The 19,844-nt window shown below is 70.2% G+C and carries 24 protein-coding genes; 15 read left to right on the forward strand and 9 right to left on the reverse strand.

The window, feature by feature from the left end:
• The first annotated feature begins 4 nt into the window (after nucleotides 1–4).
• The 5 genes from DFJ67_RS02745 to DFJ67_RS02765 all read left to right on the forward strand — a co-directional run bounded on the left by DFJ67_RS02745 (nucleotide 5) and on the right by DFJ67_RS02765 (nucleotide 2,870).
• Complete coding sequence (locus DFJ67_RS02745; RefSeq protein ID WP_116066406.1) at nucleotides 5–214, forward strand: hypothetical protein; 210 nt, start codon at nucleotides 5–7, stop codon at nucleotides 212–214.
• A gap of 40 nt (nucleotides 215–254) precedes the next feature.
• Complete coding sequence (locus DFJ67_RS02750; RefSeq protein WP_116066407.1) at nucleotides 255–437, forward strand: hypothetical protein; 183 nt, start codon at nucleotides 255–257, stop codon at nucleotides 435–437.
• A gap of 43 nt (nucleotides 438–480) precedes the next feature.
• Nucleotides 481–744 (forward strand): hypothetical protein, encoded by a 264-nt coding sequence (locus DFJ67_RS02755; protein WP_116066408.1) that lies wholly within the window; start codon nucleotides 481–483, stop codon nucleotides 742–744.
• A gap of 222 nt (nucleotides 745–966) precedes the next feature.
• Nucleotides 967–1,848: an SDR family oxidoreductase gene (locus tag DFJ67_RS02760; RefSeq protein ID WP_203783955.1), complete on the forward strand. Its 882-nt coding sequence runs from the start codon at nucleotides 967–969 to the stop codon at nucleotides 1,846–1,848.
• Nucleotides 1,849–1,874: 26 nt separating this feature from the next.
• Nucleotides 1,875–2,870 carry an NAD(P)-dependent alcohol dehydrogenase gene (locus DFJ67_RS02765; RefSeq protein ID WP_116066409.1) on the forward strand — a complete coding sequence of 332 codons (996 nt, stop codon included), beginning with the start codon at nucleotides 1,875–1,877 and terminating at the stop codon, nucleotides 2,868–2,870.
• 47 nt (nucleotides 2,871–2,917) lie between these two features.
• On the opposite strand, the gene DFJ67_RS02770 is transcribed toward DFJ67_RS02765, so the two are convergent.
• The gene (locus DFJ67_RS02770; RefSeq protein ID WP_116066410.1) at nucleotides 2,918–3,253 is read right to left on the reverse strand and encodes a lipopolysaccharide assembly protein LapA domain-containing protein; all 336 of its coding nucleotides are present in this window, start codon (nucleotides 3,251–3,253) and stop codon (nucleotides 2,918–2,920) included.
• Nucleotides 3,254–3,433: 180 nt separating this feature from the next.
• Between DFJ67_RS02770 and DFJ67_RS02775 the strand changes: the two genes are divergently transcribed.
• On the forward strand, nucleotides 3,434–3,886 hold the full coding sequence (locus DFJ67_RS02775) for a hypothetical protein (RefSeq protein WP_116066411.1): 453 nt from the start codon (nucleotides 3,434–3,436) through the stop codon (nucleotides 3,884–3,886).
• Between the two features lie 7 nt (nucleotides 3,887–3,893).
• Here DFJ67_RS02775 and DFJ67_RS42520 read toward each other — a convergent pair whose 3' ends face one another.
• The 4 genes from DFJ67_RS42520 to DFJ67_RS02790 form a co-directional block, all read right to left on the reverse strand.
• The gene (locus DFJ67_RS42520) at nucleotides 3,894–4,319 is read right to left on the reverse strand and encodes a sigma-70 family RNA polymerase sigma factor (RefSeq protein WP_170215727.1); all 426 of its coding nucleotides are present in this window, start codon (nucleotides 4,317–4,319) and stop codon (nucleotides 3,894–3,896) included.
• 157 nt (nucleotides 4,320–4,476) lie between these two features.
• Nucleotides 4,477–6,048, reverse strand: a complete 1,572-nt coding sequence (groL, locus tag DFJ67_RS02780; RefSeq protein ID WP_116066412.1) for a chaperonin GroEL — start codon at nucleotides 6,046–6,048, stop codon at nucleotides 4,477–4,479.
• 203 nt (nucleotides 6,049–6,251) lie between these two features.
• Complete coding sequence (locus tag DFJ67_RS02785) at nucleotides 6,252–7,271, reverse strand: fatty acid desaturase family protein (RefSeq protein ID WP_116066413.1); 1,020 nt, start codon at nucleotides 7,269–7,271, stop codon at nucleotides 6,252–6,254.
• A 70-nt stretch (nucleotides 7,272–7,341) separates the two neighbouring features.
• The gene (locus DFJ67_RS02790) at nucleotides 7,342–7,662 is read right to left on the reverse strand and encodes an STAS domain-containing protein (protein ID WP_147315403.1); all 321 of its coding nucleotides are present in this window, start codon (nucleotides 7,660–7,662) and stop codon (nucleotides 7,342–7,344) included.
• Nucleotides 7,663–7,927: 265 nt separating this feature from the next.
• On the opposite strand from DFJ67_RS02790, the gene DFJ67_RS02795 reads away from it, so the two are divergent.
• The 3 genes from DFJ67_RS02795 (at nucleotide 7,928) to DFJ67_RS02805 (ending at nucleotide 10,073) form a co-directional block, all read left to right on the forward strand.
• Nucleotides 7,928–8,662, forward strand: coding sequence for a GAF and ANTAR domain-containing protein (locus DFJ67_RS02795; protein WP_170215728.1), 735 nt, complete (start codon nucleotides 7,928–7,930; stop codon nucleotides 8,660–8,662).
• Between the two features lie 22 nt (nucleotides 8,663–8,684).
• Nucleotides 8,685–9,419: a GAF and ANTAR domain-containing protein gene (locus tag DFJ67_RS02800; RefSeq protein WP_211333950.1), complete on the forward strand. Its 735-nt coding sequence runs from the start codon at nucleotides 8,685–8,687 to the stop codon at nucleotides 9,417–9,419.
• 72 nt (nucleotides 9,420–9,491) lie between these two features.
• A complete protein-coding gene (locus DFJ67_RS02805; protein ID WP_116066417.1) occupies nucleotides 9,492–10,073 on the forward strand; it encodes a hypothetical protein in 582 nt (193 codons plus the stop codon).
• A 19-nt stretch (nucleotides 10,074–10,092) separates the two neighbouring features.
• Here DFJ67_RS02805 and DFJ67_RS02810 read toward each other — a convergent pair whose 3' ends face one another.
• Genes DFJ67_RS02810 through DFJ67_RS02820 form a run of 3 tightly spaced genes read right to left on the reverse strand, consistent with a single transcriptional unit; the run spans nucleotide 10,093 to nucleotide 12,247 of the window.
• Nucleotides 10,093–10,947: an NmrA family NAD(P)-binding protein gene (locus tag DFJ67_RS02810; RefSeq protein WP_170215729.1), complete on the reverse strand. Its 855-nt coding sequence runs from the start codon at nucleotides 10,945–10,947 to the stop codon at nucleotides 10,093–10,095.
• A 5-nt stretch (nucleotides 10,948–10,952) separates the two neighbouring features.
• Nucleotides 10,953–11,579 carry a hypothetical protein gene (locus DFJ67_RS02815; RefSeq protein ID WP_147315404.1) on the reverse strand — a complete coding sequence of 209 codons (627 nt, stop codon included), beginning with the start codon at nucleotides 11,577–11,579 and terminating at the stop codon, nucleotides 10,953–10,955.
• Nucleotides 11,580–11,611: 32 nt separating this feature from the next.
• Entirely contained in the window at nucleotides 11,612–12,247 is a 636-nt protein-coding gene (locus DFJ67_RS02820; protein WP_116066420.1) for a TetR/AcrR family transcriptional regulator, read from the reverse strand.
• A gap of 55 nt (nucleotides 12,248–12,302) precedes the next feature.
• Between DFJ67_RS02820 and DFJ67_RS02825 the strand changes: the two genes are divergently transcribed.
• The 4 genes from DFJ67_RS02825 (at nucleotide 12,303) to DFJ67_RS02840 (ending at nucleotide 16,063) form a co-directional block, all read left to right on the forward strand.
• Complete coding sequence (locus DFJ67_RS02825) at nucleotides 12,303–13,148, forward strand: alpha/beta fold hydrolase (RefSeq protein WP_170215730.1); 846 nt, start codon at nucleotides 12,303–12,305, stop codon at nucleotides 13,146–13,148.
• Nucleotides 13,149–13,246: 98 nt separating this feature from the next.
• On the forward strand, nucleotides 13,247–14,215 hold the full coding sequence (locus DFJ67_RS02830; RefSeq protein ID WP_116066422.1) for an MBL fold metallo-hydrolase: 969 nt from the start codon (nucleotides 13,247–13,249) through the stop codon (nucleotides 14,213–14,215).
• Nucleotides 14,212–15,099 (forward strand): oxidoreductase, encoded by an 888-nt coding sequence (locus DFJ67_RS02835; protein WP_116066423.1) that lies wholly within the window; start codon nucleotides 14,212–14,214, stop codon nucleotides 15,097–15,099. The genes DFJ67_RS02830 and DFJ67_RS02835 overlap by 4 nt, the downstream gene beginning before the upstream one ends.
• Nucleotides 15,100–15,166: 67 nt before the next feature.
• Nucleotides 15,167–16,063: an alpha/beta hydrolase gene (locus DFJ67_RS02840; RefSeq protein WP_116066424.1), complete on the forward strand. Its 897-nt coding sequence runs from the start codon at nucleotides 15,167–15,169 to the stop codon at nucleotides 16,061–16,063.
• Here DFJ67_RS02840 and DFJ67_RS02845 read toward each other — a convergent pair.
• The gene (locus DFJ67_RS02845) at nucleotides 16,060–18,663 is read right to left on the reverse strand and encodes a winged helix-turn-helix domain-containing protein (RefSeq protein ID WP_116066425.1); all 2,604 of its coding nucleotides are present in this window, start codon (nucleotides 18,661–18,663) and stop codon (nucleotides 16,060–16,062) included. The two genes, DFJ67_RS02840 and DFJ67_RS02845, sit on opposite strands and share 4 nt — an antisense overlap.
• Before the next feature lie 112 nt (nucleotides 18,664–18,775).
• Between DFJ67_RS02845 and DFJ67_RS02850 the strand changes: the two genes are divergently transcribed.
• Both DFJ67_RS02850 and DFJ67_RS02855 read left to right on the forward strand, forming a co-directional pair.
• A complete protein-coding gene (locus DFJ67_RS02850) occupies nucleotides 18,776–18,985 on the forward strand; it encodes a DUF8691 family protein (RefSeq protein ID WP_116066426.1) in 210 nt (69 codons plus the stop codon).
• Nucleotides 18,986–19,078: 93 nt separating this feature from the next.
• A complete protein-coding gene (locus DFJ67_RS02855; protein WP_116066427.1) occupies nucleotides 19,079–19,759 on the forward strand; it encodes an SDR family NAD(P)-dependent oxidoreductase in 681 nt (226 codons plus the stop codon).
• The last annotated feature ends 85 nt before the right edge of the window (nucleotides 19,760–19,844 follow it).

Raw genomic sequence — 19,844 nt, forward strand, 5'->3', positions numbered from 1 at the left:
ACCCATGGACTATCTCAGCGACACCAACCTCCGGGCCGTGCTGGTGGTCCTCCTCGAACGCTGCGGCGGCACGGTCGATGTGACCAACGGGGAGCTCTACGACGCCATGCTGACCGACCGGAGCAGTGGCGAACGATTTCGCATCACCCAGATCGACGGCGGCGTCCGCATTTCGATAGTGCCCTCGCGACCGGAACAATCCGCGTCCAACTGACCCGGAGTCCGCGCACCATGATCCATTCGAGGAGCAGATCGTGCTGATCCACAAGGACGACATCACCGCCGCGCTGCGGGCGCGGGGCCAGGACGACCGGGCTGACTGGGTGCAACGGACCCTGCCCGACCAGGTCGACGCCGCACGCAACGACGGCCTTCTGAAGCTGCTCGACCTCGACCTGACCACCATGCGTCCCATCGAAGAGCCGGCCAAGAGCTGACCGCACCCGGTTAAGCCGCACCGGTCCTGGGAAGTTCAAGCGCGTGAGTATTTGGGAGTATGCACGCCTGGACTACCGTGCGACCGGAGACTACGGCGCGGACCGCTTCATGGACTGGGCGGCGACGTTCACCCACCCCGGCGGCATCGAGCGATGGGGCACTGACGAGCGCTTCGACGACCTGGTCCACCTCAACCGCGCCGGGGCGGCGGGGTGGCAGGCCTACCACCGTGCCGCCCTCCACGTGCACAACGAGCCGCACCGCCTGTTCGCGGTCGCCTACTCCCTACGTCGCCAGGTCGAATAGACAGCGGTTTCCCCGAACAGGCGTACGCTTCGGGTGTCGCCCGGATCCCCGGTGGCGTGACAGTCCGCTTCTCGGCGGACGCGCCCGCAGAGGTCGATGTTCAGGGCGAGCCCAGGGCTCACGGTCTTTCCCGGCGTGGCGACGCGCCGGTTGTCCGCGTATGACCACAGTGGATCGTGTCGTGACCTCAGGTCGCCCTGCGCCGAACCGGAGGAGAACGACATGGCACAGCTCCCAGGCGGCACGATGTCGCGACGCTTGGTGCTGGTGACCGGCGGCAGTGGCGGCATCGGCAAGGCGACCGCGCTGGGCCTGGCCCGGCTGGGTGCGCGCGTCTCGATCGTCGGCCGGGACCTGCGACGCACCGAGGCCGCCGCCGACGAGATCCGCGCGGCCGGCCAGCGCCGGGTGAACGTGTTCGTCGCCGACCTCTCGTCGTTGGCACAGGTGCGCCGGCTGGCCGACGAGGTCCTCCAGCGGCTTCCGCGGATCGACGTGCTCGTCAACAACGTCGGCGGATACTGGAACACCCGGCACGTCACGGCCGACGGCCTCGAACGCACCTTCGCGCTCAACCATCTCGCGCCGTTCCTGCTCACCAACCTGTTGCTCGACCGGCTGACGGAGAGCGCGCCGGCCCGGGTGGTCACGGTCTCGTCGCAGGCACAGGCCGGCGGGCGGATCGACTTCGACGACCTGCAAGGTGTACGCGACTACTCCGGCGCCCGCGCCTACAGCCAGTCGAAGCTCGCCAACCTGCTGTTCACCTACGAGTTGGCCCGGACGTTGCCGGACGCCTCGGTGACGGCGAACGCCGTGCACCCCGGTGTGGTGAACACGTCGTTCGGCGCCGAGGATCCGGGCTCCGTCCAGCGGCTGCTCGTGCCGTTCCTGCGGCCGTTCATGAAGAAGCCGGCGAGCGGCGCGACCACGTCGATCCAGGTGGCCTCCGCTCCCGACCTCGAGCGGGTGACCGGTCGCTACTTCGACAACGGGAAACCCAGGCGGTCCGCCGAGAACAGCTACGACGAGGCCGCCGCGATCCGACTGTGGCAGGTGAGCGCCGATCTGGTCGGTCTGACCTCCCCGGTGCAACCCTCCTGATCCCCCTTCGGCCCGAGAGGCCAGCCATGTCCACTACCGGCACCATCCTGAACCACGCGATTTTCCAGGACGGCTATGGCGAGGCCGACCTCCTGCGGTTCGCCGAGGTGGCGACGCCGAAGATCGGCGCCAACGAACTGCTGCTGCGCGTGCACGGCGCGGGGCTCGACCGGGGCACCTGGCACATCATGGAAGGCCGGCCCTATCTGTTGCGCCTGATCGGCTTCGGGATGCGGAAGCCGAAGAACCAGGTGCCCGGCATCGACGTGGCCGGCACCGTGCTCGCCACCGGCCGCGCGGTGACCCGGTTCGCGGTGGGCGACGAGGTCTACGGGATCGCGCGGGGTTCGTTCGCGACGGTCGCCGCGGCTCGGGAGGACAAGCTCGCCCGCAAGCCGGTCAACCTTTCCTTCGAACAGGCCGCGATCGTGCCGATCTCCGCCATCGTGGCGCTCCAGGCGCTCACCGATGTCGGCCGGGTCCAAGCCGGCCAGCACGTGTTGATCACCGGCGCGTCGGGCGGCGTCGGCACCTACGCCGTGCAGTTGGCGAAGTCCTTCGGCGCCGAAGTAACCGGCACCTGTCGCACCACGAAGCTCGACCTGCTGCGGTCCCTGGGCGCCGACCACGTCATCGACTACACCCGTGACGACTTCGCCGCCGGCCCTCAGCGCTACGACCTGATCCTCGACATCGGCGGCAACCCGACCCTGTCACGGCTGCGCCGAGCGCTCACCCCGACCGGCACCGCGGTGATCATCGGCGGCGAGGAAGGCGGCAAGTGGACCGGCGGTTTCGGTCGCCACCTGCGGGCCGCGGCCATGTCGCCGTTCGTCTCGCAGCGGTTGGTCATGTTCGCCGCGAAAGAGCGTGGCAGTGATCTCGAACGGCTCACCGAACTCATCGAGGCCGGCACGCTGACGCCGGTCCTCGACAAGACCTTCACCCTGTCCCGCGTCCCCGAGGCCATGCACTATCTCGAGGCGGGGAAAGCCCGGGGCAAGGTCGCCATCACGATCTGAGCCGGGGCCGCCCGCGCCATCCTGGAAGCCCCGGGATGGCGCAGCGGTCAGCGGCGCTGGCGGCGGGCCAGCAGGCGGAGCTGGGTGATCCGGGCGGCGCCCACCACCATGGTCAGGATGGCGGCACCGACCGCGGCGATCAGGAGCGCCAAGGCGAGCGGCAGGCTCCCGTCCATCCAGAGGAAGTGGACCCGCACGCCGCGCGTGTTCTGGAGCATGAAGATGATCAGCACTATCGACAGCAGGGCGGCAGCACAGATCCCGAACCACGCGGTGCCGGTGCGGGTGCGGGGTGTGCGGCCGGCGGCTGACGCCGCGGGCGGCCGAACCGCCTGCGGGGGCACCTCGGATGGGTCTTGCGTTTGGCGCACGTCGTTGGACATGACATCCCCAGGGATCGCCGGTGTGGCAGGCACCTCAAGGTGGGATGTCGTCGAGTCCGGAGTAACCCAATCGTACACCCGTTCGGTCTAAATGAGAGATATCCACCCGCACCGGCGCGGGGTAGCGTCGGCACAGACGCCGATCCTCGGCGCGCGACAACGACCAGAGAGCGGGCAGCGTTGAGTCTGCACCTGTCCACCGCACGCGGCGCGGCACGGCGGGTCGTGCTCAGTTGCGACGTCGCGGGCTGCCCGGTCCAGGTCGAGCCGCCACCCATCGAGTCGTGGCGCAACGACGCTGACGCCCGGGCGTGGGCGCGCGACCACGCCGAGGGCTGGATCCACGATCCGGTCCGGCAGACCGACTACTGCCCGACGCATGCCGCGTTCGGCACCGCCCCGGCCGCCGGCGTCGTGCCGCCGCGGCCGACCACCGCCGCCCGCGACCAGGCCGGCAACCCGCTCGACCGCGACGACTACGCCGAGCGCCTGCGCAGGCGACTCGCCGAGGGCGGGGCCACCGAGGTCGCCGCCCGGCTCCTCGACGAGTTGGCCGCGATCTACCGCGGCGAGACCATCGGCGCGCTCGCCCACGACGTCGCGGCACTCCTGGAGCGAAGCGACCACCGGTAAGCGGCGGTCACGGGGCCAGGCTGGCGACGCGGGCGAAGGTTCCGGGCGCGGTTCGCATCATGGCCTGGCCGTTGCCCAGCAACGCGATGAGCTCGCAGCGGGTGTGTTCGTCGTGTGGCGATGCCCCATCGGCGGCGCGGATCCGGTCGTCGGCGCGGATCCGGTCGTCGGCGCGGATCCGGTCGGCGGCGTGCCGGATGGTGATCGACGCGATCCAGCCACCGGTGTCGCGGGCCTCGACGTCGAGGTGGTGTCCGGCCAGATGCCAGATCTCGACGAACGTCGACCGGGTCACCGCTCGAGCGTCGACCGGTGGAACCACCTGGACCGCATCGCGCCAGACGCGCATGGCCTGGAAGGCATAGAGGGTGCGGAACGCCGCGCGATCGCCGGCCGCGATCCGGGCGATGAGAGCGTGAAGCCGGTCCGTCATGGTGCCTCCGGTGCGTCTCTGCGAGAGTTGACGCGCCGCCGGGGACCGGAGCAGCGAACGGCGTCAGCGTACCTGCCGGGAACGCGCTGGCGGCTTCCGAGCCGATGTTCACCCGGACGGGCCGCGCGCCCCCGGGCGTCGCGACGGTGCAGTCCTTTTAGGACTTCTCGGCGACGAGGACCTCCGTGGTGAGAAAGAGCGCGGCGATCGAGGCCGCGTTCTGCAGCGCGGATCGGGTGACCTTGGCCGGTTCGACGATCCCCGCACCGATCATGTCGACGTACTCGCCGGTGGCGGCGTTGAGGCCGTGCCCCGCCGGCAGTGAGTTGACCTTCGCGACGGCGACGCCGCCTTCGAGGCCGGCGTTGACGGCGATCTGGCGCAGCGGCGCGGTCAGCGCGACCCGCACGATGTTGGCGCCGGTGGCCTCGTCGCCGGTCAGGTCGAGCTTGTCGAACGCGGTGTCCGCGGCGTTGGCCAGCGCGACCCCGCCGCCCGGCAGCAGGCCTTCCTCGATGGCCGCCTTGGCGTTGCGCACGGCGTCCTCAATGCGGTGCTTGCGCTCCTTGAGCTCGACCTCGGTGGCCGCGCCGACCTTGATCACCGCGACGCCGCCGGCCAGCTTGGCCAGCCGCTCCTGGAGCTTCTCGCGGTCGTAGTCGGAGTCGCTCTTCTCGATCTCGGCGCGCAGTTGGGCCATCCGCCCGTTGATCTGCTCAACCTCACCGGCGCCGTCGACGATGGTGGTCTCGTCCTTGGTGGCGATGACCTTGCGGGCCCGGCCGAGGGTGTCCAGCGCGGCGCTGTCGAGAGTGAGGCCGACCGCGTCGCTGACCACCTGGCCACCGGTCAGGACGGCGAGGTCGGCCAGCATGGCCTTGCGCCGGTCGCCGAAGCCCGGCGCCTTGATCGCGACCGAGGTGAAGCTGCCCTGGATCTTGTTGACCAGCAGCGTGGCCAGGGCGTCGCCCTCGACGTTCTCGGCGATGATCACGAGCGGCTTACCCGTGCTCATGACCTTTTCCAGGATCGGTAAGAGGTCCTTCAGGTTGGTGATCCGGTTGTCGACGACCAGCAGATAGGGATCGTCGAGGACGGTCTCCATGCGTTCGAGGTCGGTGGCGAAGTAGGGCGAGAGGTAGCCGTTCTCGAGCCGCATGCCGTCGGTGAGCTCGAGTTCGAGACCGAAGGTGTTGCTCTCCTCGACGGTGATGACGCCGTCCTTGCCGACCTTGTCCATCGCCTCGGCGATCAGGTCACCGACCGTCGCGTCGCCCGCCGAGATGGTCGCGGTGGCGGCGATCTGCTCCCTGGTCTGCACCTCGAGCGCCTGGTTGCCGAGCGCCTCGGTCACCGCGGCGACGGCCTGCTCGATCCCCCGCTTGAGCGCGATCGGGTTGGCACCGGCGGCGACGTTGCGCAGCCCTTCCCGCACGAGCGCCTGTGCCAGCACGGTCGCGGTCGTCGTGCCGTCGCCGGCCACCTCGTCGGTCTTCTTCGCGACCTCTTTGACGAGTTCGGCACCCAGCTTCTCGTAGGGGTCGTCGAGCTCGATCTCCTTGGCGATGCTCACACCGTCGTTGGTGATGGTGGGCGCGCCCCATTTGCGGTCGAGCACGACGTTGCGGCCCCGTGGGCCGAGCGTCACCTTCACCGTGTCGGCGAGGACGTTCATGCCGCGCTCCAGGCCACGACGGGCCTCTTCGCCGAAAACGATCAACTTGGTCATCTGCGCCGATCCTCAACATCGTCGTGCCCACGTGCAGCACCCTGCTCGGGCCGACCTGCGATGACCGCTGCTACGGTCCCCCTCCCGGGGGTCCCATCCCATTCGGTTGGCACTCGCGGTAGGCGAGTGCTAACGACAGTTGAGCACCCATTACCCGCGAACGCAAGCGCCGGCCCGCGGGCGTGGCGCCGGCCGGCCCAGGTTCAGGCCGCGGGTGTCCGGCCGATGGTGTCGAGGTGACGAAGGGCCTGTGCGTAGGACGCGACCAGCCCGGTCTCCAGGTATGACACCCGGTTGACCGCGCAGAACTCCTTGACGATGTGCTGGGCGTGCCGCAGGTTGGCGCGCGGCATCGACGGGAACAGGTGGTGCTCGATCTGGTAGTTGAGCCCGCCAAGGGCGAAGTCGGTCAGCCAATGACCCCGCACGTTGCGCGAGGTGAGCACCTGACGGCGCAGGTAGTCGGCGGCGTCCGCCGTACTCAATGGAGGCATGCCCTTGTGGTTGGGCGCAAAAGAGCAGCCGAGGTAGAGCCCGAACAGTCCCTGGTGTACGGCGATGAACAGCAGCGCCTTGCCCGGCGACAGGACCCAGAACACCAACGTGAGATAGCCGGCGGCGTGCAGGGCGAGCATGGTCAGCTCACGCGCGCGCGGCCGGGTGCGGTCGCCGATCAGGTAGCGGACGCTCGCCACCCGCAGGTTGATCGCCTCCAGGAGCAGCAGCGGGAAGAAACCCCACGCCTGGAAACGGTAGAAGAACCGGGCCACCGGCCCGCTGGCCCGCGCCTGCCGGGTGGTGAAGATCAGCGCACCGGCGCCGACGTCCGGGTCCTTGTCCTCGTCGTTGGGGTGGGCGTGGTGGCGGCTGTGCTTGTCGACCCACCAGCCATAACTGAAACCGACGCCGACGTTGGCGAGCACGACGCCCGCGACGTAGTTGGCCCGGCCGGAGCGGTAGATCTGGCGATGACCGGCATCGTGACCGAGGAAGCCGAGCTGCGTGGAGAGCACGGCGAAGTAGGCGGCGGTGGCGAGCTGCCACCACGAGCTGCCGATGAGGATGAAGGCGGCGATGCCGATCGCGCACATCGCGGCCATGACAATGATCTTGCCGAGGTAATAGCCGGCCCGCCGGTCCAACAGACCGGCGTGCTTTATCTCGCGGGACAGTTCGGCGTACGCGCTTCCCCGGGATACGGGGAGCGCTTGGATCGACGGCATTCGGGCTCCTGCCACGGGTCGGAACGGGGGAATCCGCCGCCGGGGTCCAGGGCTGGCCGGTCAGGGAGAGTTACCCAATTCTCGCGCGGTCGTAACAAGGGGTGGTGTGCGACCGCAGCCACGTGTCGGGCAGGCGATCGGAAAGCGCCGCGATGGAGTCGACCGACGTGATGCGGAGCAGGCGGGTCGTCTGGGGAGTAGCTCGGCAGAACACGGTGACGCAGCTCGGTGGGAGGCCGTTGACGACGCGCACCAGGAAGTTGACGAGGGCGGCGCCGGCGAACGACACCTCCGCGAGGTCGACGAACATCCGCTGGGGGGCGAGGCGGTGCACGCGAGCGGCGGTGGCCGTCAGCACCGGCGTGCAGTCCGCGTCGATTTCGCCGCTCAACCACAGGCACGCGACTGCGCTCTCGGCGCGCAGCGCTAGCGCGAAAAGATCGGTCTTATGCTGAAAGATGGCCATCTCTGCCCTCGGATTCGCCGAATGCGAATGCCAGGGTCTGGGGCACGACAAGCGTAACTCCGGCGTTCGGCTAAGCGTATGGTTGGCCGAACGTGGAAAGTGCCGTCGTCTCACAGAAGGTGCGGCCGCCCATGGCAATGATCCGCCAGCACGCAATCGGTGCCCAACCGCGCCGAGCCGGCGCGCGGCGATGAGCGCGGCGGCCGGCCGCTGGGCCCGAGCCCACGAGTTGATCGCCGAACAGCCCGGCCCGGACGACCGGCCGGGCAACGTCGCTGACCGGCTGCGCCGGATCTGCGGTGCCGGCGCGACCGCACTCACCGCCTCCGGCGTCGGTGTCAGCGTGGTGACCGGCGACGGCGACTGGGGCTTCGCGATCGCGTCCAACCCGGTCAGCCAACTCCTGGAGGAGCTGCAATTCACGCTCGGGGAAGGCCCGTGTGTGGATGCGATGGCGACCCGACGCCCGGTCCTGGTCGCCGATATGACCGGCGCGGCCGCCGATCGCTGGCCGATCTACAGCTCGGCGCTGCGCGAGCAGGGTGTCCGGTCGGTCTTCGCGTTTCCGTTGCTGGCCGGTTCCGCGAGCGTCGGCGTGCTCGACGTCTTCCGCGGCCGGGCCGGCGCGATGAACGAAGAGGAAGTCGCCCAGTCGCTGACCTTCGCGGAGATCGCCCGGATCACCGTCCTCGACGGACAGCACGACGCGCCGGTCGACGAGGTCCCGGACGGCTTCGACGAGAGTCCCGGTTACCGTGCCGAGGTCTTCCAGGCCCAGGGGATGGTGATGGTGCAACTCGGCGTCAGCCTCGCCGAAGCACTCCTGCGGCTGCGCGCCCACGCCTACGGGAACGGCCGCCCGCTGGCCGATGTCGCCCGCGACGTGGTCGCCCGCACGTTGCGCTTCGATCAGGAACACCCATGACAACAGGGGTACGGAGATTGCCGTGACCACTCTTTCCGCGCAGCGCCTGGCCGAGGTGTTCGTCGAGGTCTCCGACACCCTCGTCGACGAGTTCGACCTGGTCGACTTCCTGCACGTGCTCACGCTGCGCACGGCGGAGATCGCGTCGGCCGGCGTCGTCGGGCTGCTCCTCGCCGACCGCAACGGCCACCTGCACTTCATGGCCGCGTCCCGCGAAGACGCCCGGTTGCTGGAGCTCTTCCAGCTCCAGAACGACGAGGGCCCCTGCCTCGACGCGTTCCGCACCGGCATCGCGGTGATCAACACCGACCTGCGCGAAGACGGCGCGCGCTGGCCGCTGTTCGCACCGCACGCCACCGCGGCCGGGTTCCGCTCGGTGCACGCGTTTCCGCTGCGGCTGCGGGCGCAGGTGATCGGCGCGCTCAACGTGTTCGGCACGACTGCGGCTGGTCTGGAGCCCGAAGACGCGCCGCTGGTGCAGGCGTTGGCCGACCTGGCGTCGATCGCCCTCGTGCAGGAACGCACCATCCGGCAGGGGCAGGTGCTGGCCGAGCAACTTCAGGGTGCGCTCAACAGCCGGGTCATCATCGAGCAGGCCAAGGGAGCGGTGGCGCAACACCGCGGCGTCAGCGTCGACGAGGCGTTCGCCCTCATCCGTGGCTACGCGCGAGGCAACAACCGCAAGCTCGGCGACGTCGCCCGGGCCGTGATCACCAACGCGGGCGGCATCCCGGGTCTGACGCGCCCGAACGGCTGACGTTGCGCAGGATCGGTATTTCGGCCCGGCCGGCGTGCTCCTCAGTGGCAACTCACCACCGAGGAGGACCAGATGAGGATCAAGCAACGACTCGCGCTCGGCGCCGGGGTTCTGGCGCTGCTGCTGGCTCCCGCCACCGCCGCGCACGCGGCTCCGGCCGGGAAGCACTGCGTGGTCAGCGCATCGAGCGGCGCGCCGATGGTCTGCTATTCGTCGTTCACGACGGCGATGGCCAACGCGACCGGCGGCCGGGTCACCGACGCGCCCGCCAACCCGAAGGCGGCGCTCAACGACGAGAAGCTGGCGAAGAAGCTCAACGACCTGCCGGCGAAGGCGCCGTCGACCTTGGCCGCGGTGAGCAACATCGTGATCAGCGTCGAATACACCGGCGAGAGCTTCGGCGGCAGCACCCTGACCATCACGGGCACGCACGCCTGTGACGACTTCCTCAGCCCGGTCGAGTTCACCATGACCAGCCTGCCGTCGGGGTGGAACGACGACATCGAGTCGTTCAAGGGCTTCGCCAACTGCGCCGCCATGCATTTCCTGCACATCGGGGCCACCGGGCCGTTCAACGACAACGGGTTCTTCTTCTCCCGCACCTCGTTCCCGAGCTGGCTCGACGACGAGGTCAGCTCGATCGCCTGGACCTGACCGGCGGCGGCGGCGTGCTCTAGGGGCGCGCCGCCGCCAGAAACGTTTCCAGCGTCGTCGGTTGTCGCTCGACCTCGACGAGGGTCGGGGGGTCGCCGTCGACGGTCGCGGCCGTCATGCGAGCGTAGGACTCGGCGGCCTCGGGCGAGAAGCCCCACGACCGGAAGGCCGCCACCCAGTCCTCGCGCGCGACCACCCGCAGTGCGACGGGTCTGCCCAGGACTTCGGCCATGATGGTCGCGACCTCGCGGGGCGTATAACGCAGGGGACCCTCGACGTGCCGGAGGCTGTTTCCCGTCTCAGGGGTCAGGAGCAGATCAGCCGCGATGCGACCGAGGTCGTGCGGCGCGACCATCGGCAGGACGTGGTCCTCGGGGAACATGACGGGTAGCAGGCCGTCGTCGCGTGCGGACGTGAGCACCCCGACCCAGTTGGTCATGAAGTAGGCGCCGCGAACCACATGGGCCGGCACGGGCTGGCGAGCGACCGCCTGCTCGAACTCGTGCAGCACCGACAGGTCGCCGATGCGGTCGCCGGGCTGCGCACCGTAGGTCGACTGGGCGACCACCTGCTCGAGCCCCGACCCGTCGAGCGCCGCGACGATGCTCGACGCCGTGCGGCGCTCCCCCGCGTCGGTGTCGGTGGACACCGGCGCCGGCGGGTTGAGCAGGAAGGCGCGGCGGGCACCGCGGAACGCCGCGGCGAGCGCCGGCGTGTCAGCGACATCGACGACCGCCACATCCGCACCGCGGTCGCGCCACGGTTGCCCGCGTCGCGCGTCGCGGGTGACGACCCGCACCGGCGCGCCGGCCTCGATCAGCGCTGTCGCGACCGCGGAGCCGACGTGGCCGCTGGCGCCAAGGACGACGATCACCGGTCCTAGCCTAGTGTGGGCGGGCCGGAGATCCAGGGAGTGCTGCCGGGTGGGCGCCGAAACGCCGCCGACGGGCGGATCTCGACGAGGTTGGCGAAGCGCTGCGACCGGTCCGCGAAGATGGACTCACCATGACCGGGATAGAGCCGGTCGAGGAAGGTGACCGCGTCTTGCGGCGTGGTCCCGCCGGCGTCGAGGAAGCGATAGAGGATCAACTCGGAGAAGCCGTTGCCGGTCATGCCGTCGTAGGCACCGGCGTCGTCGACGCAATAGCACGCGGAATATTCCCAGCTCACCGCGCCGGCCGCGAGGATCCAGGGCAGGTGCGCGGCGGCCCGCTCCTGGGTCGCCAGCCCGTCCCAGGCCAGCATCGTCGCGGCGGACACCGGCGCGGTCGTGAACGTGTCGACCGCCAGGCAGGAGGTGTCGCCGGGTTCGCGCGACCGCATCAGCGCGTTGGCGTCGTAGAAGAGGCGGTTGAGCAATTCGGCCCAGCCGTCGTCGGTGTCGCGGCTCTCCGGCACGTCGAAGAACCAGGTCTTGGTCTGGGTGCCCGCGGAGAGGCCGCCGAAGGGTTGAGCCAGCCGGTAGTGCACGTCGGCGCGACGCGCGACGCGCGAGCTCGAAGTCACGCACAGGATCGTAGTGAGCTGGCTACCGATCGCTATCCGCTAATGGACAGTCCGTGCCGGAGCATGGCGAAGCCGCGATCCGCGGCGGCGACGGCCTCCGGGTAGCGCGCGTCGCCGCTCATCCCGGCGGTCAGGTGGCGGCGGTTCTCGTCGGTCAGGGCGCGCTGCACCGCGAAGATCTGGTAGGCGGCCAGCCGGGCCGTGCCGTCGTCACCGGCCGGCACCACCGCCTCCAGCACCTCGGTCAGGGCCGCTTCCGCCGCCGTCTGGTAGAGCAGCAGTCGACCTTGGAGGGACGGCACCGACAGGACCATGGCGACGAACGCGAGCGTCTGCGGGTGGTCATCGAGGCCGGTGACCGGGTCGCGGCGGGCCAGCCCGTCGAGAAAGTGCGCATGCAGCGCGTCGATCGGGTCGGTTCCCGCCGCCCGGTCGCGCACGACATTCGCCGCCTCGTTCTGGTGGTCGGCGAACGCGCCGATGACCAGGTCTTCCTTGCTCGGGAAGTATTTGAACAGGGTCCGTTTGGACACCTCGGCCGCCTCGGCGATCTCGTTCACGCCGACCGCGTCGAACCCGGACCGCAGGAACAGCCTGGTCGCGGCGTCCTGGATCGCCTGCTCGATGCGCAGCCGCTGCCGCTGCCGGAGCCCAAGCTGTTCCGCCATGAGGCAAAGCGTACACCCGGTTGATATGTATACCGGGTTTACCTACGCTGGGGGCATGTATACGAAGGCGAAGGTCAAGTCGGCCGACGGCACCCTCATCGGTTACCGGCGTTACGGTGGCGGCGACGGCCTCGGGCTCGTGCTGCTACACGGCGGGATGAAGGCGGCGCAGCACTTCTCCGTGCTGGCAGAAACCCTCACGGACGATTTCCAGGTGTACGTGCCGGACCGGCGCGGCAGGGGCATGAGCGGCCCACACGGCGCCGGGTTCAGCGTGGAGCGCGAGGTCGAGGACCTGCGTGCGGTCCTCGCGGAGACCGGCGCGCGGTATGTGTTCGGGTTGAGCGTCGGCGGCCTCATCACCCTGCGCACCGCTCTTGAGACCTCCACAATGGAGCGCATCGCGCTGTTCGAGCCCCCGTTGTCGGTGAGCGGATCCTTCTCGCTGGACTGGTTGCCCCGCTATCGGCGGGAGCTCGCCGGCGGGCGACGCGCCTCCGCCCTGGTCACCTCGATGCGCGGGATGGCCGTCGAACCGCTCTTCACCAAGACTCCGCGCTACGTACTCACGCCGGCGCTGGCCCTCGGCCTGCACACCCGGCCCCGCGATCCCGACCGGGTCTCCATCGCCGACCTGGTGCCCACATTGGACTACGACATGCGGACCATCGAGGAGGTGGCGGACACCGCACGGGAGTACGCCGCGATCCGGGCCCGCGTGCTGCTGCTGCGCGGCACGCGGAGCCCGGACTACTTCACCGTCGCGCTGGACGCTCTCTCTGCGGCGATCCCGCAGGCCGAACGCCGCACCCTGCCCGGCCTCACCCACGACGGACCGGAGGACGACGGCCGGCCGCTGGTCGCCGCCCAGGTGTTGCGCGAGTTCTTCACAGCACCGTGAACCGGTCGGCCCGGAATCACCGGAATCCGGTGACGACCGCTCACCTGGGCGACGACAAACCTGGTCAGGAGCCATCCTGAGACGTAGAGGAGATCGTCATGACCGGGTCCAACACCGCGCCGCCGCTGCCGGACTACGCGCCTGTCCCCCGCTCGGCGCTCGGTCCGGCGCTCAACGCGCAGGGCTACTTCGTCGGGCGGGTGGAGCGCAACCTGTTCTGGGTGACCGACGGCACCTACCAGAGCGCGTTCCTGGCCACCCGCGACGGAATCGTGCTGTTCGACGCACCACCGACCATCGGGCACAACCTGCGCCGGGCGGTCGACGAGATCGCCGAAACGGAGGGTGTGCCCAACACGGTGACCCATCTCGTCTACTCGCACCATCACGCCGACCACGGCGGCGCGGCGAGCCTGTTCGGCGGCGACGTGGTCCGCATCGGGCACGCCGAGACCCGGCGGCTGCTGCTGCGCGACAACGACCCGGCCCGGCCGGCCCCCGAGGTCACCTTCGAAGACCAGCACACCCTGCGGGCCGGCGGCGAGCGCGTCGAGTTGGCCTGGCACGGCCCCAACCACTCGCCCGACAACATCTATATCCACTTCCCGGACCACGACACGCTGATGCTCATCGACGTGGTCAATGCCGGTTGGGTGCCCATCTACAACCTCAACCTCAGCGAGGACGTGCCCGGCTATCTCGACGCCCCGGCGCGAGCTCTGGCGTACCCCTGGAAGCATTTCCTCGGTGGGCACCTGGGCCGGCTCGGCACCCGCGACGACCTCACCCTGCACCAGCGCTACATCGACGACATCGTCGAGAGCGCCCGCGAGGCCCTCGGCTCGGTCGATCCCACGCCCTGGTTCCAGAAGTACGGCGAGAACGCGTGGGCTGCGGTCGCCGGCTATCTCGACGCCGTCACCGCACAGGCCGCCGCGCCGGTGATCGCCAAATACACCGGAGTGCTGGCGGCCGCCGACGTGCCGGCCTTCACCACCAGCACCACGTTCACCATTCTCCAGTCCATGCGCCTCGACCTGGGGGCCGGCTCACAGGTGCACCCGTGACCCTCGGTGGGACCTTCGCACTCGGCCCGTGGCGCGTGCACCGGGCCGGGTACGGGGCGATGCAGCTCAGTGGCGACGGCGCTTTCGGACCGCCGCGCGACCACGACGAGGCGGTCGAGGTGCTGCGGGCGGCCGTCGCGGCAGGCGTGGACCACATCGACACCGCGCACTACTACGGCCCCGGCACGGTCAACCAGCTCATCCGCGAGGCGCTGCACCCCTACCCGCCAGGCCTGGCCATCGTCAGCAAGGTGGCCGCCCGCCGCGACGGCGATGGCGCGCTGCTCCGATTCGACGACCCCGACCAGTTGCGCCAGGGCATCGAGGACAACCTGGCCACGCTCGGCACGGGCCGGCTGGCCGCGGTGAACCTGCGCCTGCTGGACCCGTCCGAGGCACCGGGCGCCCGGTTCGACGCGCAACTGGCCGCACTGGTGCGGGCCCGCGACGAGGGCCTGATCGACGGCGTGGGCATCAGCAGTGTCTCGCGGGCCCATCTGTTGCGCGCGGTGGACCAGACCGACATCGTCTGCGTGCAGAACCTGTTCAACCTGGCCGACCAGGGGTCCCGCGACGTGCTCGACGAGTGCGCCGCACGCGACATCGCGTTCGTGCCCTACTGCCCGCTCGGCCTGCCCGGCGAGCAGCGGCACCGACTGCTCACCAACCCGGTGCTCGCGGCCGTCGCAGCACGGCTCGGCGCCACGCCGGCCCAGGTCGCCCTCGCCTGGCTGCTCGACCTGGCACCCAACATCCTGCTCATCCCGGGCACCCGAACCCGCAGCCACCTCGCCGAGAACCTCGACGCCACCACGGTGCGACTCGACGACGCCGCCCGCGCCGCCCTGAGCGTCCCGGACGGGAACATCACCGGGATCGGGTGACGCCCGCTCACCAGGCTGACTGCCAGTCTTTCCAGGTCAGCAGGGCCAGCCGAAGGGGAGATCCGCCGTGAGCATCGAGCAGCGCGAGAAACTTGACGCGATTCTGCGACAGTCGGCCTTTCCCGCCGACAGCACCGTTGACGAGCAACGACGACAGCTTCGTGAGCTGCTGTCGGCATTTCCCCTTCCCGCCGATGTGACCGTGACCGAGGGGAAGCTGGGCGGCGTCCGGACCGCCGAGATCACCGTTGCCGGGGTCGAGCCCGAGCATGTCGTCCTCTACTTCCACGCCGGCGTCTACGTGCTCGGCGAAGCGGTCCTCACCGCCGACCTGGCCTCCCAGGTCGGCCGGCGGACGCGCTCGAAGGTCATCTCCGTCGACTACCGGCTCGCGCCCGAGCACCCGTTTCCGGCCGCGGTCGACGACGCGTTCGCGGCCTACGAAGCGCTCCTGCGGAACGGCACGGCTCCGTCGGACATCGTCCTCGCGGGAGAGTCCGCCGGCGGTGGGCTCGCGATCGCCACCCTCATCAACGCCCGCGATCGGGGCTTGCCGTTGCCCGCGGCCGCCTACCTGATGTCGCCCTATGTCGACCTCACGCTGGCCGGGACGAGCATGCGCACCAAGCAGGACGTCGACCCGCTGCTCAGCCCGACGGGCCTGCGACCCCGGGTCACCGACTACACGGGTGGAACAGCCGCGACCGACCCGCTGATCAGCCCCGTCTTCGCCGACCTGTCCGGCCTGCCGCCCCTGATCATCCAGGCCGGAAGCCACGAGGTGCTGCTCGACGACGCCGTGCGTCTCGCGGCCCGGGCCGCCGCCGACGATGTCGAGGTCACCCTCGACATCACCCCTGGTGTGCCACATGTCTTCCAGGCCTACTACGGAATCCTCGACGAAGGGACCGCCGCGTTGGACCGCGCCGGACAGCGTCTGTCGGCACGTCTGACCGCGGCCTAGGCGAGCAGCCGCAGCTCTCTGGCGCGCTGCACCGCGGAGCTGCGCCCCTGGGTCCGCAGCTTCGCGTAGATGCTGCGGATGTGGGTGTTGACCGTGTTCACCGAGACCGAGAGCGCGTTGGCGATCTCCGGCCGGGACAGGTTGGTCGGAAGATAGCGCAGCACCTTCAGCTCGCTCGGGCTCAGCGGCGCGGTCGCCGCGGCCGGCTCCGAAATGGACGATCCGCGCACGACGTCGAGAACGGTGGCCAGCAGGGCGGCGTGCGCTGTCTCGTGCCGCGGCAGGGCCTCGAGCACCGCACGCGATCCCGTCATCGCGAACGGCAGCACGAGCCGGTCGGCCTCGGACAGGGCGAGCGCGTTCTCGGTGGCTCTGTTGGCGAGGCGTTGTTCGCCGAGTTCGCGGTGGGCCAGCGCCGCCAGCAGGTGTGCCTCGACGACGGTCATGTAGCCGATGGCCGGAGAGTTGCCGTCGAGCGCGGCGAGCGCCCCGGCCGGGTCGCCCTCCGCCAGGCGGATGACCGCGCGGGCGTTGTCGATCTCGGCGGTGCCCGCCAGGTCGTCGTCGAGCGCGGCCAGCGCCGCCCGAGCCTCGGCGAGCTGCCCGAGCCGGGCGTGGGTGGCCAGTCGCCAGCTCGTGAGTTGCCGCGCCAGCGCGTGCGGCCCCTCCAGCTGTGCTTGCAGGTCTTCGGCCGTGCGGAACTCGGCCAGTGCTCGGTCGTGCTGTTGGCGGCCGGCGAACAGCATGCCGCTGGCCAGGTGCAGCAGGAGCCCGATGAGCGGCCCGGTGTCGGTTTCCAGGGCGCGGGCGGCACGGCGCAGCCAGCGATCGGCTTCGTCGAACTCGCCGGTCCAGACGAGCACGCCCGCGAGGTTGAGCAACGCGGGAGAGATGACCGGCTCGGTGCCCCACCCGTGCTGTTCGGCGAGTGCGATCGCCTCCCGGCAGCGCCGCGCCGTGGTCGCGAACGGCTCGATCTTCGAGGCGAACGCGAGTTCGGCAAGGCACGCGACTTCGAGGTAGGGCCGTCCGATGCTCCGCGCCAGCTCCGCGCCCTGGCGCAGGTGTCGCTGGCTGTCCTGGTTGCCCAGCGACCACGCTTCGGCGATGCCGAGGTTCATCAGCGCCGTCGCGCGCAGGTCGTTGTCGAGTGCGGCGTCGCTGTCGGACCCGGCGGCGGTCGGCGAGGCGAGGAACCTGACCTGATCGACCACGTCGGCGAAGTTGCCTCGCTTGCGCGCCAGCGACAGTCGCAGCGCCGCGGTCGCGACGTCGAGGCGGTGCCGGCGGTCTGCGCCGATCGCGGCGACCGCGGACTCGGCCACGGTCAGGTGCGCGGCGGCCTCGTCGAGCCGTCCCCGGGCGAGCTCGTTGGTCGCCCGCGCGAGGGGAAGGTCGGGGTCGTCGGTGGCCACGCCGGGCGGGAATGCCCGCAGCAGGGCCTCGATCGTCTGGGCCTGCCCGTCGAGGGTCAGGCCGAACGAGTGATCGGCGAGCAGCCGAGCCGCCACGGCCCAGTCGCCCGCGGCCTGGGTGTGGCGGATCGCCTCGACGGTCTCGCCGTGCTTGCTGAGCCACTGGGCGGCCAGCCGGTGCAGGGCCGGCAGTTGCTCGGGCAGCCGGCGCCGCAGTTCGAGGCGGAGCAGGTCGGCGAAGAGGTGGTGATAGCGGAACCACGTGCGGGCCGGATCGAGCGACACGACGAACGCGTTGGCGTCTTCGAGGTCGAGCAGGATGGCTTCGGAGCCGGGGTGACCGGTCAGCAGGTCGCCGAGCTCGCCGTTGACCCGGTCGAGCAGCGAGGTGCGCAGGAGGAGCTGCTGGATCTCGGCCGGCTGGCCGTCGAGCATCTCGGCGAGCAGATATTCGGCGACGGTCCGGTTGCTGCCGGAGAACTCGTCGACGAACCGTTCGGAGTCTGGACTGCTGGCCATCGAGATGGCCGCCAGCCGCAGGCCCGCCGCCCAACCTTCGGTGCGCTCGTGCAGTTTCGCGGCCCCGGCCTCCGACAGGGTGATGCCGGACGCCTCGAGCAACTCGCGGGTCTCGCGTCGCGTGAACCGCAGGTCGGCGTCGCGGATCTCGGCCAGGTCGCCGGCGAGGCGCAGCTTGTGCAGCCGCAGCGGCAGATCGCGCCGGGTCGCGAGGATCGCGTGCACCTGCGGCGGCAATTCTTCGAGGAGTTGGGCGAGCGCGTCCACCGAGGTCAACTCATGGAGATCGTCGATGACCAGGTAGACGCGGTCGGGGAACTCGCCAAGCGCGGCGCGTACCCGATCAACGATCGTGCCCTGGTTGAAGTCGGGCGTCGCGGCCAGTCGCTCGCTGTCGCCGGACGTGCCGTGGGCATCCCGGATGGCGGTGAGCACGGCGATCCAGAACTGCTGCGCGTCGTGCTGGTCGCGGCGCACCTGGACGACGGCCAGCCGGCGCGACTGACCCGGCTCGTCGGCCCAGGCCCGCAACAGCGAGGTCTTGCCGCTGCCGGCGGGTGCCGAGATGAGCGTCACCTTGGCGTCGGCCGCGCTGGTGAGGGATGCGAGCAGATCCGCGCGCTGGATCAGCCGCGGAGCCGCCCGGTGGTTTGCTCGTGAAGACACGTCTGAACTCGATCCTCAGCGCGCGAGAAAGCGTCTTCAGCCTACTCCCGGGCGGCCGGGTCGCCAGGTCCTGGCGATGCGCACTCACCTGGTCATGCCGCACGGTCGGGATATGGGCCCCGCGTCCGCCACCTACCTGATCCGGATCGACGGTCATCTCGGCAGCACGTTGCTGTCCGCGTTCCCGGCGCTGGCGTGGGAGCGGCAGGGCCCGGACACGGTCCTGACCGGGGTGCTGGACCAATCCGGCCTCTACGGGGTGCTGGCGGAGATCGAAGCCCTCGGCCTCGACCTGCTGGAGGTCCGCCGGCTCGGCCTCTAGGCGGATCACCGGATTCCGGTGATGTCCGCTCACCGTCCCGTCGACAAACCTCAAGAGGTCCAGATGGGTACGCGACGCACTACGGAGGCCGTGATGACCGAACGCGTGACAATCCTGGCCGGCGCGGGCGGCGAGCTCGGCCGCGCGACTGCGGCGAAGCTGGCGGCCGCGGGCCGCACGGTGATCGGCATCGGCCGCGACGAAGACGGGCTCAAGCGGCTGCCCGACGGCGTCGCCTTCCGGGTGGCCGATCCCACCGACCCGGCCAGCGCCAGGAACGTCGTCGAGCGGATCGCCACCGAGGTCGGGCCGCCCGAGGCGCTGGTCAACACCGTCGGCGCCTACCACCTGGGCGCCGCGCTGGACGCGACGCCGGAAGACCTGCGGCTGATGATCGACGTGAACGTCGGCTCCGCCCTGTGGCTGACCCAGGCCGTGACGCCCTACATGCGCGACCAGGGCTCGGGGACGATCGTGCATGTGGCCGCCCGGCCCGGGTTGGAGCCGACCGCGGGCATGGTCGCCTACGGCGTGAGCAAGGCCGCGCTTGTCCACCTCACCCGGGTCCTCGACCTGGAGCTGCGCCCCCTCGGGATCCGGGTGAACGCCGTCGCACCCCAGCTCATCGACACCGCGAAGAACCGGCCCAATCTGTCTGCCGACCTGTTGGCGCACGCGGCCTCCCCCGAAGCGGTCGCCGACGTCATCGCCTACCTCGTCAGCGACGCCGCCACCCTCGTCAGCGGCGCGGTCGTCCCCGCGTACAGCGCCTGACCTCATCGTCCGGAAAGGACGGTCACGTCATCCACCAACCGCCGTTCATCCTCTTCGAATCCATCCGCCTCGACCTCGGGGCCGG

Source organism: Asanoa ferruginea, from assembly GCF_003387075.1.
Lineage (GTDB): Bacteria > Actinomycetota > Actinomycetes > Mycobacteriales > Micromonosporaceae > Asanoa > Asanoa ferruginea.

Coding starts and splice junctions, on each gene's coding strand:
- DFJ67_RS02745 (WP_116066406.1), top strand. CDS start 5: ATGGACTATCTCAGCGACACCAACCTCCGGGCCGTGCTGGTGGTCCTC.
- DFJ67_RS02760 (WP_203783955.1), top strand. CDS start 967: ATGGCACAGCTCCCAGGCGGCACGATGTCGCGACGCTTGGTGCTGGTG.
- DFJ67_RS02765 (WP_116066409.1), top strand. CDS start 1,875: ATGTCCACTACCGGCACCATCCTGAACCACGCGATTTTCCAGGACGGC.
- DFJ67_RS02770 (WP_116066410.1), bottom strand. CDS start 3,253: ATGTCCAACGACGTGCGCCAAACGCAAGACCCATCCGAGGTGCCCCCG.
- DFJ67_RS42520 (WP_170215727.1), bottom strand. CDS start 4,319: ATGACGGACCGGCTTCACGCTCTCATCGCCCGGATCGCGGCCGGCGAT.
- groL (WP_116066412.1), bottom strand. CDS start 6,048: ATGACCAAGTTGATCGTTTTCGGCGAAGAGGCCCGTCGTGGCCTGGAG.
- DFJ67_RS02785 (WP_116066413.1), bottom strand. CDS start 7,271: ATGCCGTCGATCCAAGCGCTCCCCGTATCCCGGGGAAGCGCGTACGCC.
- DFJ67_RS02795 (WP_170215728.1), top strand. CDS start 7,928: ATGAGCGCGGCGGCCGGCCGCTGGGCCCGAGCCCACGAGTTGATCGCC.
- DFJ67_RS02805 (WP_116066417.1), top strand. CDS start 9,492: ATGAGGATCAAGCAACGACTCGCGCTCGGCGCCGGGGTTCTGGCGCTG.
- DFJ67_RS02820 (WP_116066420.1), bottom strand. CDS start 12,247: ATGGCGGAACAGCTTGGGCTCCGGCAGCGGCAGCGGCTGCGCATCGAG.
- DFJ67_RS02825 (WP_170215730.1), top strand. CDS start 12,303: ATGTATACGAAGGCGAAGGTCAAGTCGGCCGACGGCACCCTCATCGGT.
- DFJ67_RS02830 (WP_116066422.1), top strand. CDS start 13,247: ATGACCGGGTCCAACACCGCGCCGCCGCTGCCGGACTACGCGCCTGTC.
- DFJ67_RS02850 (WP_116066426.1), top strand. CDS start 18,776: ATGGGCCCCGCGTCCGCCACCTACCTGATCCGGATCGACGGTCATCTC.
- DFJ67_RS02855 (WP_116066427.1), top strand. CDS start 19,079: ATGACCGAACGCGTGACAATCCTGGCCGGCGCGGGCGGCGAGCTCGGC.